Source organism: Streptococcus sp. SPS1, assembly GCF_030439915.1.
GTDB lineage: Bacteria > Bacillota > Bacilli > Lactobacillales > Streptococcaceae > Streptococcus.
The window spans coordinates 38894-53921 of the sequence record NZ_JAQFJG010000001.1 but is presented as its reverse complement, the minus strand read 5'-3'; the positions used below and the strand labels follow the sequence as shown (position 1 = coordinate 53921).

The 15028-nt window shown below is 41.5% G+C and carries 12 protein-coding genes and 1 tRNA gene; 11 read left to right on the top strand and 2 right to left on the bottom strand.

From position 1 onward, the window contains the following. The first annotated feature begins 374 nt into the window (after window positions 1–374). Window positions 375–1709 (top strand): Nramp family divalent metal transporter, encoded by a 1335-nt coding sequence (locus PCY12_RS00265; protein WP_000094601.1) that lies wholly within the window; start codon window positions 375–377, stop codon window positions 1707–1709. Window positions 1710–1787: 78 nt separating this feature from the next. On the opposite strand, the gene PCY12_RS00260 is transcribed toward PCY12_RS00265, so the two are convergent. Further along, a tRNA-Ser gene (locus PCY12_RS00260) sits at window positions 1788–1875 on the bottom strand. 161 nt (window positions 1876–2036) lie between these two features. Here PCY12_RS00260 and PCY12_RS00255 point away from each other — a divergent pair. From PCY12_RS00255 to PCY12_RS00240, 4 genes are all read left to right on the top strand, one after another. Then, window positions 2037–2777: a DeoR/GlpR family DNA-binding transcription regulator gene (locus tag PCY12_RS00255; RefSeq protein WP_000920655.1), complete on the top strand. Its 741-nt coding sequence runs from the start codon at window positions 2037–2039 to the stop codon at window positions 2775–2777. Continuing rightward, window positions 2774–3685 (top strand): 1-phosphofructokinase, encoded by a 912-nt coding sequence (gene pfkB, locus PCY12_RS00250; RefSeq protein WP_301351047.1) that lies wholly within the window; start codon window positions 2774–2776, stop codon window positions 3683–3685. The genes PCY12_RS00255 and pfkB overlap by 4 nt, the downstream gene beginning before the upstream one ends. Beyond that, window positions 3682–5634 (top strand): fructose-specific PTS transporter subunit EIIC, encoded by a 1953-nt coding sequence (locus PCY12_RS00245; RefSeq protein ID WP_301351046.1) that lies wholly within the window; start codon window positions 3682–3684, stop codon window positions 5632–5634. Before pfkB ends, PCY12_RS00245 begins: the two co-directional genes overlap by 4 nt. Window positions 5635–5722: 88 nt before the next feature. Then, entirely contained in the window at window positions 5723–8026 is a 2304-nt protein-coding gene (locus tag PCY12_RS00240; RefSeq protein WP_367316691.1) for a DNA translocase FtsK, read from the top strand. Window positions 8027–8069: 43 nt separating this feature from the next. On the opposite strand, the gene PCY12_RS00235 is transcribed toward PCY12_RS00240, so the two are convergent. After that, a complete protein-coding gene (locus PCY12_RS00235; RefSeq protein ID WP_301351045.1) occupies window positions 8070–8498 on the bottom strand; it encodes a DUF6556 family protein in 429 nt (142 codons plus the stop codon). A gap of 138 nt (window positions 8499–8636) precedes the next feature. On the opposite strand from PCY12_RS00235, the gene PCY12_RS00230 reads away from it, so the two are divergent. The 6 genes from PCY12_RS00230 to gla all read left to right on the top strand — a co-directional run bounded on the left by PCY12_RS00230 (window position 8637) and on the right by gla (window position 14930). Beyond that, window positions 8637–9779: a cysteine desulfurase family protein gene (locus PCY12_RS00230; protein WP_301351044.1), complete on the top strand. Its 1143-nt coding sequence runs from the start codon at window positions 8637–8639 to the stop codon at window positions 9777–9779. Between the two features lie 8 nt (window positions 9780–9787). After that, window positions 9788–11002 (top strand): tRNA uracil 4-sulfurtransferase ThiI, encoded by a 1215-nt coding sequence (gene thiI, locus PCY12_RS00225; protein WP_301351043.1) that lies wholly within the window; start codon window positions 9788–9790, stop codon window positions 11000–11002. 135 nt (window positions 11003–11137) lie between these two features. Beyond that, window positions 11138–11962 (top strand): alpha/beta hydrolase, encoded by an 825-nt coding sequence (locus tag PCY12_RS00220; RefSeq protein WP_173250070.1) that lies wholly within the window; start codon window positions 11138–11140, stop codon window positions 11960–11962. Window positions 11963–11982: 20 nt separating this feature from the next. After that, window positions 11983–12723 carry an esterase family protein gene (locus PCY12_RS00215; RefSeq protein WP_138702948.1) on the top strand — a complete coding sequence of 247 codons (741 nt, stop codon included), beginning with the start codon at window positions 11983–11985 and terminating at the stop codon, window positions 12721–12723. A gap of 12 nt (window positions 12724–12735) precedes the next feature. Continuing rightward, the gene (locus tag PCY12_RS00210) at window positions 12736–13902 is read left to right on the top strand and encodes an ATP-grasp domain-containing protein (RefSeq protein ID WP_301351042.1); all 1167 of its coding nucleotides are present in this window, start codon (window positions 12736–12738) and stop codon (window positions 13900–13902) included. Between the two features lie 158 nt (window positions 13903–14060). After that, window positions 14061–14930 (top strand): aquaglyceroporin Gla, encoded by an 870-nt coding sequence (gene gla, locus PCY12_RS00205; protein WP_049491488.1) that lies wholly within the window; start codon window positions 14061–14063, stop codon window positions 14928–14930. Window positions 14931–15028 lie beyond the last annotated feature (98 nt).

Sequence of the window (15028 nt, the reverse complement as noted above, 5' to 3'; positions counted from 1 at the left end):
TTGGTAAAACGTTGTTAAATCAACGTTTTTTATTTTATTCTTTGGTATTCTTTTGCAAAAAAAGAATACAACATTTTGTTGTATCCTAAATATTAAATCAAGTCCTGAATTTTCTTAAGTTTTTATCATATTTTCTGTTATAATTAAGGTGCCTTAAGAAAAATAATGAAAAAACTAAATGTTTTTCATATAGTTTTCATTTTTTCTGTTATAATTAAGGTGCCTTAAGAAAAATATTAAGGTACCTTAAGAAAAATAATGAAAAAACTAAATGTTTTTCATATAGTTTTCATTGTTTTAATAGTTTAAAGTCAATCTTATTTTTCTCTAATAGAAAATAATGAAAAAGTAGGTTTAGAAAGAGGTAAGTATCTATGTCTTCTCATAAAAAAGTGTCACTCTCTGAGATTAATCAATCTATCGATACTCCAAATAACAATCATTTCTGGCAAAATTTAAATGCCTTTTTAGGTCCGGGTGCTCTTGTCGCAGTTGGTTATATGGATCCAGGAAACTGGATTACCAGTGTAGTCGGTGGTGCTTCCTATAAGTATAGTCTCTTGTTTGTTATCTTGATTTCATCTCTCATTGCCATGCAACTTCAGCAGATGGCAGGAAAGCTTGGTATTGTAACCCAGATGGACCTGGCTCAAGCAACGGCTCATCATTCACCTAAATGGCTTCGTTATAGTCTATGGGTGATTTTAGAATTAGCCTTGATGGCGACAGATCTGGCAGAAGTTCTAGGTTCAGCGATTGCTCTCAATCTTCTCTTTAAGATTCCGATTATGATAGCAATTCTCTTGACCGTGTTGGATGTTTTTCTCTTATTGCTTCTGATGAAATTTGGCTTTAAGAAGATTGAAGCTATTGTGACAACACTGATTTTAACCATTCTAGCAATTTTTACCTATCTGGTAGCTTTGTCACATCCAAGCTTCCAAGGAATCGTTGAGGGTTATCTACCGAATGCAACCTTATTTGAAAGTCCCTTGCCAGGGCATGAAAGTCAATTAACCTTGGCACTAGGGATCGTGGGAGCAACGGTTATGCCCCATAACCTCTATTTGCATTCTTCCTTGTCTCAAACTCGGAAAATCAATCACAAGGACAAGAATGATGTTCGAAAAGCCGTGCGCTTTATGACCTGGGATTCAAATCTCCAATTATCCTTGGCCTTTGTGGTTAACTCCCTTCTTTTGATCTTAGGAGCGGCTCTCTTTTTCGGCCATGCATCTGAGATTTCTGCCTTCTCTCAAATGTATAATGCCTTGCAGGATTCTACTATTGCAGGAGCTATAGCTAGCTCGACCTTATCAACCTTGTTTGCCTTGGCTTTATTAGCCAGTGGTCAAAATTCGACAATTACGGGTACCTTGACTGGACAAATCGTTATGGAAGGTTTCTTGCATATGAGATTACCTCAATGGTTCATTCGTTTGGCAACTCGTCTCTTTGCCTTGTTGCCTGTCATGATTGTAGCGGTTCTGTTTGGTCATCAGGAAAAAACATTGGATCAGTTATTGGTTTATTCACAAGTCTTTCTTTCGATTGCTCTTCCATTTTCAATCTTCCCACTGATTTATCTAACTTCTAAGAAATCACTGATGGGAGAATTTACCAATGCCAAATGGAATACCATCCTTGGCTATATCGTTTCCATTATCTTAACAATTCTCAATGTGAAATTGTTATTTGATATTTTCTAAGAAATTCACCCGAGTTATAAAACAAGCATATAAGAAAAAAGATACCCAAGATTTCTTGGGTATCTTTTTTAAAATAAACGGAAGACATGGGATTCGAACCCACGCACGCTGTTACACGCCTACCGCGTTTCCAACACGGCCTCTTAAGCCTCTTGAGTAATCTTCCAATGCTTACTCAAATAGTCTACCATAAAGCCTCTTATCTTGCAATAAAAATTCTGGAAATGAGAAAAATGATAGAATTTGAAAGAAAATGATAAAAAATGCTTGACTTTGAAAGAGAGTGTGATAGAATGAATAGTGTAAACGATAACAGGAGGTGATTCGGTGTTAAAAACAGAGCGGAAACAACTGATTTTAGAGGAGTTAAATCAACATCATGTAGTTTCTCTAGAAAAATTAGTTAGTTTGCTAGAAACGTCAGAATCAACGGTTCGAAGAGACTTGGATGAATTGGAAGCAGAAAACAAGCTTCGTCGTGTGCATGGTGGAGCAGAATTGCCTCATTCCTTGCAGGAAGAAGAAACCATTCAAGAAAAATCTGTCAAAAACCTTCAAGAGAAGAAGTTGTTGGCTCAGAAAGCAGCCTCTCTCATCAAGGAACAAGATGTCATCTTTATCGATGCTGGAACAACGACAGCCTTTTTGATTCATGAATTGGTCAATAAGAATGTTACAGTCGTGACCAACTCCATTCACCATGCTGCTCAGTTGGTTGAAAAGCAAATTCCAACTGTCATGGTTGGAGGAAGTGTCAAGATGGCGACGGATGCTAGCATCGGGGGCGTTGCTCTTAACCAGATTAACCAATTGCACTTTGACCGTGCCTTTATCGGGATGAATGGTGTGGACGATGGCTATTATACGACTCCTGATATGGAGGAGGGAGCTGTGAAGCGTGCTATTTTAGAGAATGCCAAACAGACCTATGTCTTGGTGGATTCGTCTAAAATTGGACAAACTTGCTTTGCCAAGGTAGCACCACTCAAACGCGCTATTGTTATCACAAGTCAAGGGCATGAGCTCTTGCAGGTTATTAAGGAGAAAACGGAGGTAATAGAAGTATGATTTATACAGTCACACTCAATCCATCCATTGACTATATCGTTCGTTTGGACCAAGTCCAAGTCGGTAGTGTCAATCGTATGGACAGTGATGATAAGTTTGCTGGTGGGAAAGGAATCAATGTCAGTCGTGTCTTGAAACGCTTGGATATTCCAAATACAGCGACTGGATTTATCGGTGGCTTTACTGGTAAATTTATTACAGATACTTTGGCAGAGGAAGAAATCGAGACACGTTTTGTCCAAGTGGCAGAAGATACTCGTATCAATGTTAAAATCAAAGCAGACCAAGAAACAGAAATCAACGGAACGGGTCCAACTGTTGAACCAGCCCAGCTAGAAGAGTTGACAGCTATTTTATCTAGTCTGACAGCAGAAGATACAGTTGTCTTTGCTGGTTCAAGTGCTAAGAATCTAGGCAATGTCATCTACAAGGATTTGATTGCCTTGACGCGTCAGACGGGTGCGCAAGTGGTTTGTGACTTTGAAGGACAGACCTTGATTGATAGTTTGGAATACCAACCGCTCTTGGTTAAACCAAATAATCACGAACTTGGAGCTATCTTTGGAGTTGAACTCGAAAGTTTAGATGAAATTGAAAAATATGCTCGAGAATTGCTGGTTAAGGGTGCTCAAAACGTCATTATCTCTATGGCTGGTGATGGTGCCCTTCTTGTCACATCTGAGGGAGCTTATTTCGCTAAACCAATCAAAGGAACAGTCAAAAATTCTGTCGGAGCTGGCGATTCTATGGTCGCTGGATTTACAGGTGAATTTGTCAAATCAAAAGACGCAGTAGAAGCCTTCAAAAGGGGAGTAGCTTGCGGAACGGCAACCACCTTCTCGGATGACTTGGCAACGGCGGAATTTATTAAAGAAACATATGAAAAAGTTGAGGTAGAAAAAAGATGAAAATTCAAGACCTATTGAGAAAAGATGTTATGTTGCTGGATTTGCAGGCAACTGAAAAAACTGCTGTCATCGAAGAGATGATTAAAAGCTTGGTAGATCACGGTTATGTGACAGATTTTGAAACATTCAAAGAAGGAATTTTGGCGCGTGAAGCCTTGACTTCTACTGGTTTAGGAGATGGTATCGCAATGCCTCACAGCAAAAACGCTGCTGTCAAAGAAGCGACAGTTCTCTTTGCTAAGTCAAACAAGGGTGTTGACTACAAGAGCTTGGACGGGCAACCAACTGATCTATTCTTCATGATTGCGGCTCCAGAAGGTGCCAATGACACTCACCTAGCAGCCTTGGCAGAATTGTCTCAATACTTGATGAAAGACGGTTTTGCAGACAAACTTCGTCAAGTAACATCAGCTGACCAAGTCATTGAACTCTTTGACCAAGCTTCAGAAAAAGCTGAGGAGCCAGTTCAAGCACCTACCAATGACTCTGGTGACTTTATCGTAGCTGTTACAGCTTGTACGACAGGTATTGCCCACACTTACATGGCCCAAGAAGCCCTTCAAAAAGTGGCTGCTGTAATGGGTGTTGGAATTAAGGTTGAAACCAACGGAGCTAGCGGTGTTGGAAACCAACTAACTGCAGAGGATATCCGCAAGGCTAAAGCTGTTATCATCGCAGCAGACAAGGCCGTTGAAATGGATCGTTTCGATGGCAAACCATTGATCAATCGTCCAGTTGCTGACGGTATCCGTAAGACAGAAGAATTGATTAACTTGGCTCTTTCAGGAGATGCTGAAGTTTATCGTGCTGCCAATGGAGCCAAAGCTGCAACAGCAAGCAACGAAAAACAAAGCCTTGGTGGTGCATTCTACAAACACTTGATGAGTGGTGTATCTCAAATGTTGCCATTCGTTATCGGTGGTGGTATCATGATTGCCCTTGCCTTCTTGATTGATGGTGCTTTGGGTGTTCCAAATGAAAATCTTGGTAATCTTGGTTCCTACCATGAACTAGCTTCTATGTTCATGAAAATTGGTGGAGCAGCCTTTGGTTTGATGCTTCCAGTTTTTGCAGGTTATGTTGCCTATTCTATTGCTGAAAAACCAGGTTTAGTAGCAGGTTTCGTGGCTGGTGCTATTGCCAAAGAAGGTTTTGCCTTTGGTAAAATTCCTTATGCTGCAGGTGGTGAGGCAACTTCAACTCTTGCAGGTGTCTCATCTGGTTTCCTAGGTGCCCTTGTGGGTGGATTTATCGCAGGTGCTTTGGTTCTTGCTATCAAGAAATACGTTAAAGTTCCTCGTTCACTTGAAGGTGCTAAATCAATTCTTCTATTGCCACTTCTTGGAACAATCTTGACTGGATTTGTCATGCTAGCTGTGAATATCCCTATGGCGGCAATCAACACTGCTATGAATGACTTCCTAGGCGGTCTTGGAGGAGGTTCAGCTGTCCTTCTTGGTATCGTTCTTGGAGGAATGATGGCTGTCGATATGGGTGGACCAGTCAATAAAGCAGCTTATGTCTTTGGTACAGGTACGCTTGCAGCAACTGTTTCTTCAGGTGGTTCTGTTGCTATGGCAGCAGTTATGGCTGGAGGAATGGTGCCACCACTTGCTATCTTTGTCGCAACGCTTCTCTTTAAAGATAAATTTACTAAGGAAGAACGCAACTCTGGTTTAACAAACATCATCATGGGCTTGTCATTTATCACTGAGGGAGCGATTCCATTTGGTGCCGCTGACCCAGCTCGTGCTATTCCAAGCTTCATTCTTGGTTCGGCAGTAGCAGGTGGACTCGTTGGTCTTACTGGTATCAAACTCATGGCGCCACACGGAGGAATCTTCGTTATCGCCCTTACTTCTAATGCCCTTCTTTACCTCGTTGCTGTCTTGGTAGGAGCAATCGTAAGTGGTGTGGTTTATGGTTACCTACGCAAACCACAAGCATAAAAATTAGATAGAAAATGAAAAGATTGGACCGTTTGGTGCAGTCTTTTTCTCTTTCCGAAATGTTTGTGAAATATGGTATAATAGAAGAATGGCAAACAAGAATACAAGTAAAACAAGACGGAGACCGTCTAAAGCAGAACTCGAAAGAAAAGAAGCGATCCAACGAATGTTGATTTCACTAGGAATCGCGATTTTATTGATTTTCGCAGCTTTCAAATTAGGGGCTGCAGGTATAACTCTTTACAATTTAATTCGCTTGTTGGTGGGTAGCCTAGCCTATTTGGCAATATTTGGTATCCTGCTCTATCTCTTCTTCTTCAAGTGGATACGAAAACAGGAAGGGCTCTTATCTGGCTTTTTCACCATATTTGCAGGTTTGCTCCTGATTTTTGAGGCCTACTTGGTTTGGAAATATGGTTTGGACAAGTCCGTTCTAAAAGGGACCATGGCTCAGGTTGTGACTGATTTGACTGGTTTTCGAACGACCAGTTTTGCTGGAGGGGGCCTGATTGGGGTCGCTCTTTATATTCCAACCGCCTTTCTCTTTTCAAATATCGGCACTTACTTTATTGGTTCTATCTTGATTTTAGTGGGTGCTCTCCTAGTCAGTCCTTGGTCTGTTTATGATATTGCTGAATTTTTCAGTAGAGGATTTGTCAAATGGCGGGAAGGTCATGAGCGTCGAAAAGAGGAACGCTTTGTCAAACAGGAAGAAAAAGCTCGTCAAAAGGCTGAGGAAGAGGCTAGATTAGAACAAGAAGAGACCGAAAAAGCCTTGCTCGATTTGCCTCCTGTTGATATGGAAACGGGTGAAATTTTGACAGCAGATGTTGTACTTGACGCTCCACCTTTTCCAGAAGAAGACTGGGTAGAACCAGAAATCATCCTACCTCAAGCTGAACATGAATTCCTAGAACAGGAAGATGGCTCAGATGATGAAGATGTTCAGGTCGATTTTTCAGCCAAAGAAGCCCTTGAATACAAACTTCCAAGTTTACAACTCTTTGCACCAGATAAACCCAAAGACCAGTCTAAAGAGAAGAAAATTGTTAGGGAAAATATCAAAATCCTAGAAGAAACCTTTGCTAGCTTTGGTATTAAGGTAACGGTTGAACGGGCTGAAATTGGGCCGTCAGTGACCAAGTATGAAGTCAAGCCAGCAGTCGGTGTACGGGTTAACCGCATTTCCAATCTAGCAGATGACCTCGCTCTAGCCTTGGCAGCCAAGGATGTCCGAATCGAAGCACCTATCCCAGGGAAATCTTTAGTGGGAATCGAAGTACCTAACTCCGAGATTGCGACAGTTTCTTTCCGCGAACTATGGGAACAATCTCAAACGAAAGCAGAAAATCTCTTGGAAATTCCTCTAGGAAAGGCGGTTAATGGAACCGCAAGAGCTTTTGACCTTTCTAAAATGCCCCACTTACTCGTCGCAGGTTCAACGGGTTCAGGGAAGTCAGTAGCAGTTAATGGCATTATCGCTAGCATTCTCATGAAGGCAAAACCAGACCAAGTTAAGTTTATGATGGTCGATCCCAAGATGGTTGAGTTGTCTGTTTACAATGATATTCCCCACCTCTTGATTCCAGTCGTGACCAATCCACGTAAGGCTAGCAAGGCTCTGCAAAAGGTTGTAGATGAAATGGAAAATCGTTATGAACTCTTTGCCAAGGTGGGAGTTCGGAATATTGCAGGTTTTAATGCCAAGGTAGAAGAGTTCAATGCCCAGTCTGAGTATAAGCAGGTTCCGCTACCGCTCATTGTCGTGATTGTGGATGAGTTGGCTGATCTCATGATGGTGGCTAGCAAGGAAGTGGAAGATGCTATCATCCGTCTCGGGCAGAAGGCGCGTGCTGCTGGTATCCATATGATTCTTGCAACTCAGCGTCCATCTGTTGATGTCATCTCTGGGTTGATTAAGGCCAATGTTCCGTCTCGTGTGGCGTTTGCGGTTTCATCAGGGACAGACTCCCGTACCATCTTGGATGAAAATGGAGCAGAAAAACTACTTGGTCGAGGAGACATGCTCTTTAAACCGATTGATGAAAATCATCCAGTTCGTCTCCAAGGCTCCTTTATCTCGGATGATGATGTTGAACGCATCGTAAACTTCATCAAGGCCCAGGCAGATGCAGACTACGATGAGAGCTTTGATCCAGGTGAGGTTTCTGAAAATGACGGAGAATTTTCAGATGGTGAATCTGGTGGGGATCCGCTTTTTGAAGAAGCCAAGGCTTTAGTTATCGAAACCCAGAAAGCCAGTGCATCCATGATTCAGCGTCGTTTGTCTGTTGGATTTAACCGTGCGACCCGCCTCATGGAAGAACTTGAGATGGCAGGTGTCATTGGTCCAGCTGAGGGGACCAAGCCAAGAAAAGTATTGCAACAATAAAAAATAGCTTCTTTCCAAGTTTGGAAGGAAGCTATTTTTCTGGCTATTGATTGGTTTTATTTTCTGAAGTTGGGGTATTGGACTGTTTTTCATTATCAGCGGCAGGTTTACTTGGAGTAGGAGTAGTAGAGTCCTGAGTTGCTGTTTTCTGTTCTTCTTTTTTCTCTTCCTTGACGCTGGATTTTGGCGTTTCTTCTTGTTGTGTTTTTTCTTGAGTGGTGTGATTTTCCTTATTGGGAGTAGTATTTTCCTTAGGGGATTCTTTTTGAATTTCTTTGACAATTGTTGTCGTCTGGCTTGTCGTAGGTTCTTTTTTAGTATTTTTGTTATTATCCAATGCGTTCATAATCGTGATACTTGCGGTAATCAAGCCAAGGATACTAGCGATTGTAGCAACGGTTTTTTGAAAGACTGTAAAGCCTTTTTTAATGTGTTCTGTTTTTGGTTTTGAAGTTCTACGATAATTAGACATACATTCTCTCCTTTAATTAAAATTTATTATACCGCATTTCTTTAAAAAAATCTTAAAAAAAGAGGAAATGCCCTTTCTTGTCGCAGGCTCCGTTTCATGATACAATAGAAGGAGTGATTTTAGAAAGCGTGAGAAAACATGATTTACTTTGATAATTCGGCGACAACCAAGCCCTATCCTGAAGCCCTTGAAACCTATATTCAGGTGGCTTCAAAAATTTTAGGAAATCCATCTAGTCTCCATCGTTTGGGAGACCAGGCAACACGAATCTTAGATGCTTCCAGACAACAGATTGCAGATTTAATCGGTAAGAAAAGCGATGAAATCTTCTTTACTTCTGGTGGGACAGAAGGAGATAACTGGGTTATCAAGGGTGTAGCCTTTGAAAAGACTCAGTTTGGTAAGCACATCATTGTATCAGCCATTGAACATCCGGCAGTCAAGGAATCAGCTCTTTGGTTGAAAAGTCAAGGATTTGAAGTGGATTTTGCTCCGGTAGATGAGAAAGGATTTGTGGATGTTGAGGCGCTGGCAGATTTGATACGACCTGATACGACCCTTGTTTCTATCATGGCTGTGAACAATGAAATTGGCTCGATTCAACCTATTCAAGCTATTTCAGAATTGTTGGCAGATAAGCCGACTATTTCCTTCCACGTTGATGCGGTTCAGGCACTTGCTAAAATTCCAACAGAAAAATATCTGACTGATAGAGTGGATTTCGCGACTTTCTCTGGTCACAAGTTCCACGGAGTTCGTGGTGTTGGTTTTGTCTATATCAAGTCTGGTAAGAAAATTACGCCTCTTTTAACAGGTGGTGGTCAGGAGCGAGATTATCGTTCGACAACTGAAAATGTGTCAGGGATTGCAGCGACAGCCAAGGCTCTCCGTTTGTCTATGGAGAAGCTAGATTTCTTTACAAGTAAGACTGGGCAGATGAAGACAGTGATTCGTCAAGCACTTCTGGACTATCCAGATATTTTTGTCTTTTCAGATGAGGAAGACTTTGCCCCTCATATCCTGACTTTTGGAATCAAGGGTGTTCGTGGTGAAGTCATCGTTCACGCTTTTGAAGACTATGATATTTTTATTTCTACGACCTCTGCTTGTTCGTCCAAGGCTGGAAAACCTGCAGGCACCTTGATTGCAATGGGAGTGGATAAAGATAAGGCCCAGTCAGCTGTACGTCTTAGCCTAGATATTGAAAATGATATGAGTCAGGTCGAGCAGTTTTTGACTAAGTTAAAATTGATTTACAATCAAACTAGAAAAGTAAGATAGGAGCATTCATGCAGTATTCAGAAATTATGATTCGCTACGGTGAGCTGTCAACCAAGGGTAAAAACCGTATGCGTTTCATCAATAAACTTCGTAATAATATTTCAGACGTTTTGTCTATCTATCCCCAAGTTAAGGTAACAGCAGATCGCGACCGTGCCCATGCTTACCTCAATGGAGCAGATTACACGGCAGTTGCAGAATCTCTCAAACAAGTATTTGGAATTCAAAACTTTTCCCCTGTTTATAAGGTTGAAAAATCTGTAGAAGTTCTGAAGTCTGCTGTCCAAGAGATTATGCAGGACATCTACAAGGAAGGCATGACCTTTAAGATTTCTAGCAAGCGTAGCGACCACAACTTTGAGTTGGATAGTCGTGAACTCAACCAAACACTTGGAGGAGCTGTTTTTGAAGCCATTCCAAATGTGCAAGCTCAAATGAAAAGTCCTGACATCAATCTTCAGGTGGAGATCCGTGAAGAAGCTGCCTATCTTTCTTATGAAACCATTCGTGGGGCTGGTGGTTTGCCAGTTGGAACTTCAGGTAAAGGCATGCTCATGTTGTCGGGAGGGATTGACTCACCTGTAGCAGGTTATCTTGCTTTGAAACGTGGGGTGGATATCGAGGCAGTTCACTTTGCTAGTCCACCTTACACCAGTCCTGGTGCTCTTAAGAAAACCCAAGATTTAACTCGTAAATTAACTAAGTTTGGTGGCAATATCCAGTTTATCGAAGTTCCTTTTACAGAGATTCAAGAGGAAATCAAGGCCAAGGCGCCAGAAGCCTATCTCATGACCTTGACGCGTCGCTTTATGATGCGGATTACCGACCGTATTCGTGAGGTACGAAATGGTTTGGTTATCATCAATGGGGAAAGTCTAGGTCAAGTAGCTAGCCAGACCTTGGAAAGCATGCAGGCTATTAACGCTGTGACCAACACTCCCATCATCCGTCCAGTTGTGACAATGGATAAGTTGGAAATCATTGACATTGCTCAGGAAATTGACACCTTTGAAATTTCTATCCAGCCTTTTGAAGACTGTTGTACCATTTTTGCGCCAGATCGTCCGAAAACAAATCCTAAGATTAAGAATGCGGAGCAGTATGAAACTCGCATGGATGTTGAAGGTTTAGTTGAGCGAGCTGTGACTGGAATCATGATTACTGAGATTACACCTCAAGCTGAAAAAGATGAAGTCGATGACTTGATTGACAATCTGCTCTAATCAGAAAACACAAAAGAATAGCGAAAATCAGTTAAAAAAGTTAGTTTTTTCTCTAAAAACAGGTGAAAAACTAACTTTTTTTCTATTTTTATGATATAATAAAATAAAATTTTGAATATAGAGAGTTTTCTGACAATGAATCATTCCTACTTTTATCTAAAAATGAAAGAACACAAGCTCAAGGTTCCTTATACAGGTAAGGAGCGCCGTGTGCGTGTTCTTCTGCCTAAAGATTATGAGAAAGACACGAATCGTTCCTATCCTGTTGTTTACTTTCATGACGGGCAAAATGTCTTTTATAGTAAAGAATCCTTTATTGGTCACTCATGGAAGATTATCCCAGCCATCAAACGTAATCCTGATATCAGTCGCATGATTGTCGTAGCCATTGATAATGACGGTATGGGGCGGATGAATGAGTATGCGGCTTGGAAGTTCCAAGAATCTCCTATCCCAGGGCAGCAGTTTGGCGGTAAGGGTGTGGAATATGCCGAGTTTGTTATGGAGGTGGTCAAGCCATTTATCGATGAGACCTACCGTACAAAAGCAGACCGCCAGCATACAGCCATGATTGGTTCCTCATTAGGAGGGAATATTACCCAGTTTATCGGTTTGGAATACCAAGACCAAATTGGTTGCTTGGGCGTCTTTTCATCTGCTAACTGGCTCCATCAAGAAGCCTTTAATCGCTACATCGAGCGTCAGCAACTATCGCCTGACCAGCGCATCTTCATCTATGTGGGAACGGAAGAAGCGGATGATACAGACAAGACATTGATGGCTGGTAATATTAAACAAGCCTATATCGACTCATCGCTTCGCTATTACCATGATTTGATAGCGGGGGGAGTACACTTGGGCAATCTTGTTTTGAAAGTTCAGTCTGGTGCCATCCATAGTGAAATCCCTTGGTCAGAAAATTTACCAGACTGTCTGAGATTTTTTGCAGAGAAATGGTAAGTTAGAAAAGGAGAAAGCCAATGCATATTGAAAACCTTAGCCACTGGAGTGGCAATCTTAACCGTGAAATGTACCTTAATCGTTATGGACATGCTGGGATTCCAGTTGTGGTCTTTGCTTCATCAGGTGGTAGTCACAACGAATACTATGATTTTGGCATGATTGATGCCTGTGCTTCCTTTATCGAGGAAGGCCGTGTTCAGTTCTTTACCCTATCCAGTGTAGACAGTGAGAGCTGGTTGGCCACTTGGAAAAACGGTCACGACCAAGCGGAGATGCATCGTGCCTATGAGCGCTATGTGATTGAGGAGGCCATTCCTTTTATCAAGCACAAGACAGGTTGGTTTGATGGAATGATGACGACAGGTTGTTCTATGGGAGCCTATCATGCACTCAATTTCTTCCTCCAGCATCCAGATGTCTTTACCAAGGTGATAGCTCTCAGTGGTGTTTACGACGCACGTTTCTTTGTCGGCGATTACTACAATGACGATGCTATTTACCAAAACTCGCCAGTAGATTATATCTGGAATCAGAACGACGGCTGGTTTATTGATCGTTACCGTCAGGCAGAGATTGTGCTTTGTACGGGTCTTGGTGCCTGGGAACAAGACGGTCTACCATCCTTTTACAAGCTCAAAGAAGCCTTTGACCAGAAACAAATTCCAGCCTGGTTTGCTGAATGGGGACACGATGTCGCCCACGACTGGGAATGGTGGCGCAAACAAATGCCTTATTTCCTCGGCAATCTCTATTTATAAAAGGAGTTATTTATGAATTACCTTGTTATTTCTCCCTACTATCCACAAAACTTTCAACAGTTTACCATCGAACTAGCTAATAAAGGCATCACAGTCTTGGGAATTGGTCAAGAGCCTTACGAGCAATTGGATGAGCCCTTGCGCAATAGCCTGACCGAGTATTTCCGTGTAGATAACCTTGAGAACATAGATGAAGTCAAACGTGCAGTTGCTTTCCTTTTCTATAAACATGGTCCAATTGATCGCATCGAATCTCATAATGAATACTGGCTTGAGCTGGATGCAACACTCAGAGAACAATTCAATGTCTTTGGTGCCAAACCAGAGGATCTCAAAAAGACGAAATTTAAGTCTGAAATGAAGAAGCTGTTCAAAAAAGCAGGTGTCCCTGTGGTCCCTGGAGCTGTTATCAAGACGGAAGCAGATGTTGATCAAGCTGTGAATGAAATCGGCCTTCCAATGATTGCCAAACCTGATAATGGAGTGGGAGCAGCCGCAACCTTTAAGCTTGAAACAGAAGACGATATCAATCACTTCAAGACTGAGTGGGATCATTCAACTGTTTATTTCTTTGAGAAATTTGTCACCTCTAGCGAAATTTGCACCTTTGATGGTCTTGTGGACAAGGATGGTAAAATCGTCTTTTCAACGACCTTTGACTACGCCTATACACCGCTTGATCTCATGATGTACAAGATGGACAATTCTTATTACGTTCTCAAGGATATGGATCCTAAATTACGTAAATATGGTGAGGCAATTGTCAAAGAATTTGGTATGAAAGAACGTTTCTTCCATATTGAGTTCTTCCGTGACGGGGACGACTACATTGCCATTGAGTACAATAACCGTCCTGCAGGTGGTTTTACCATTGATGTTTATAACTTTGCTCATTCCTTGGACCTCTACCGAGGCTATGCGGCGATTGTCGCAGGAGAAGAGTTCCCAGTGTCAGAGTTTGAACCGCAGTATTGTTTGGCTACTTCTCGCCGTGCAAATGTTCACTATGTCTATTCTGAGGAGGACTTGCTTGCCAAATATAGCCAGCAGTTCAAGGTTAAAAAAATCATGCCAGCGGCCTTCGCAGAACTTCAAGGAGATTACCTTTATATGCTGACAACTCCGAGTCGACAAGAAATGGATCAGATGATTGCTGATTTCGGACAACGTCAAGAATAAGAACTATCGGATTAAGGAAATTCACTCCCTTAATCCTTTTGTTTTATATAAAAAATAAAATCGCTTTCTTATATAATCTTTTGGGAAAGTAGTTGCTAAAAGATATAAAAATTGATAGAATAAGGATTGTCTAAAAAATTTTAAGGAGAATCTATCAAATGGATTTCACATGGGCAATTAAATATGCCACTGAATTTTTGGGAACTGCTATTTTGATCATTCTTGGAAATGGTGCAGTTGCTAACGTTGAACTTAAAGGTACGAAAGGTCACCAAAGTGGCTGGATCGTTATCGCTGTTGGTTATGGTATGGGGGTTATGATTCCAGCCTTGATGTTTGGTAACGTATCTGGAAACCACATCAACCCAGCCTTCACTCTTGGACTTGCAATCAGCGGTCTCTTCCCTTGGGCACAAGTTGCGCCTTATATCATCGCACAAGTTTTGGGTGCTATCTTTGGTCAAGCCTTGGTTGTGGCAACACACCGCCCATACTACTTGAAAACTGAAAATCCAAACAACATTTTGGGTACTTTCTCAACAATTTCAAGTTTGGATAATGGTACAAAAGAATCACATTTTGCAGCAACTGTTAATGGTTTTGTAAATGAGTTTGTTGGTTCATTTGTTCTTTTCTTCGCAGCCCTTGGTATGACTAAAAACTTCTTTGGTTCTGAAGTGCTTCAATACATGAAACAAATGGCTAGTCAAGCAGGTCAAAATGTTGACTTTTCTGATTTAGCAATCAAAGCCCAAGTAGCACCACATACTGCTTCAGGACTTTCAGTAGCTCACTTGGCACTTGGTTTCCTTGTTATGGCTTTGGTAACATCACTTGGTGGACCTACAGGACCTGCCTTGAACCCAGCCCGTGACTTGGGACCACGTCTCCTTCATGCTTTCCTTCCAAAATCAGTTCTTGGTGAGCACAAAGGTGATTCAAAATGGTGGTATTCTTGGGTACCAGTAGTAGCACCTATCGCAGCAGCAATTGCGGCAGTAGCTATTTTCAAATTCCTTTACCTATAAGAAATTGAAACCGGGGAAATCCTCGGTTTTTTAGGTGAAATTTTTACGAAAAATTGGTAAATTTGAGCATAATATCTTGTAAAAAATTCTAAAATCCT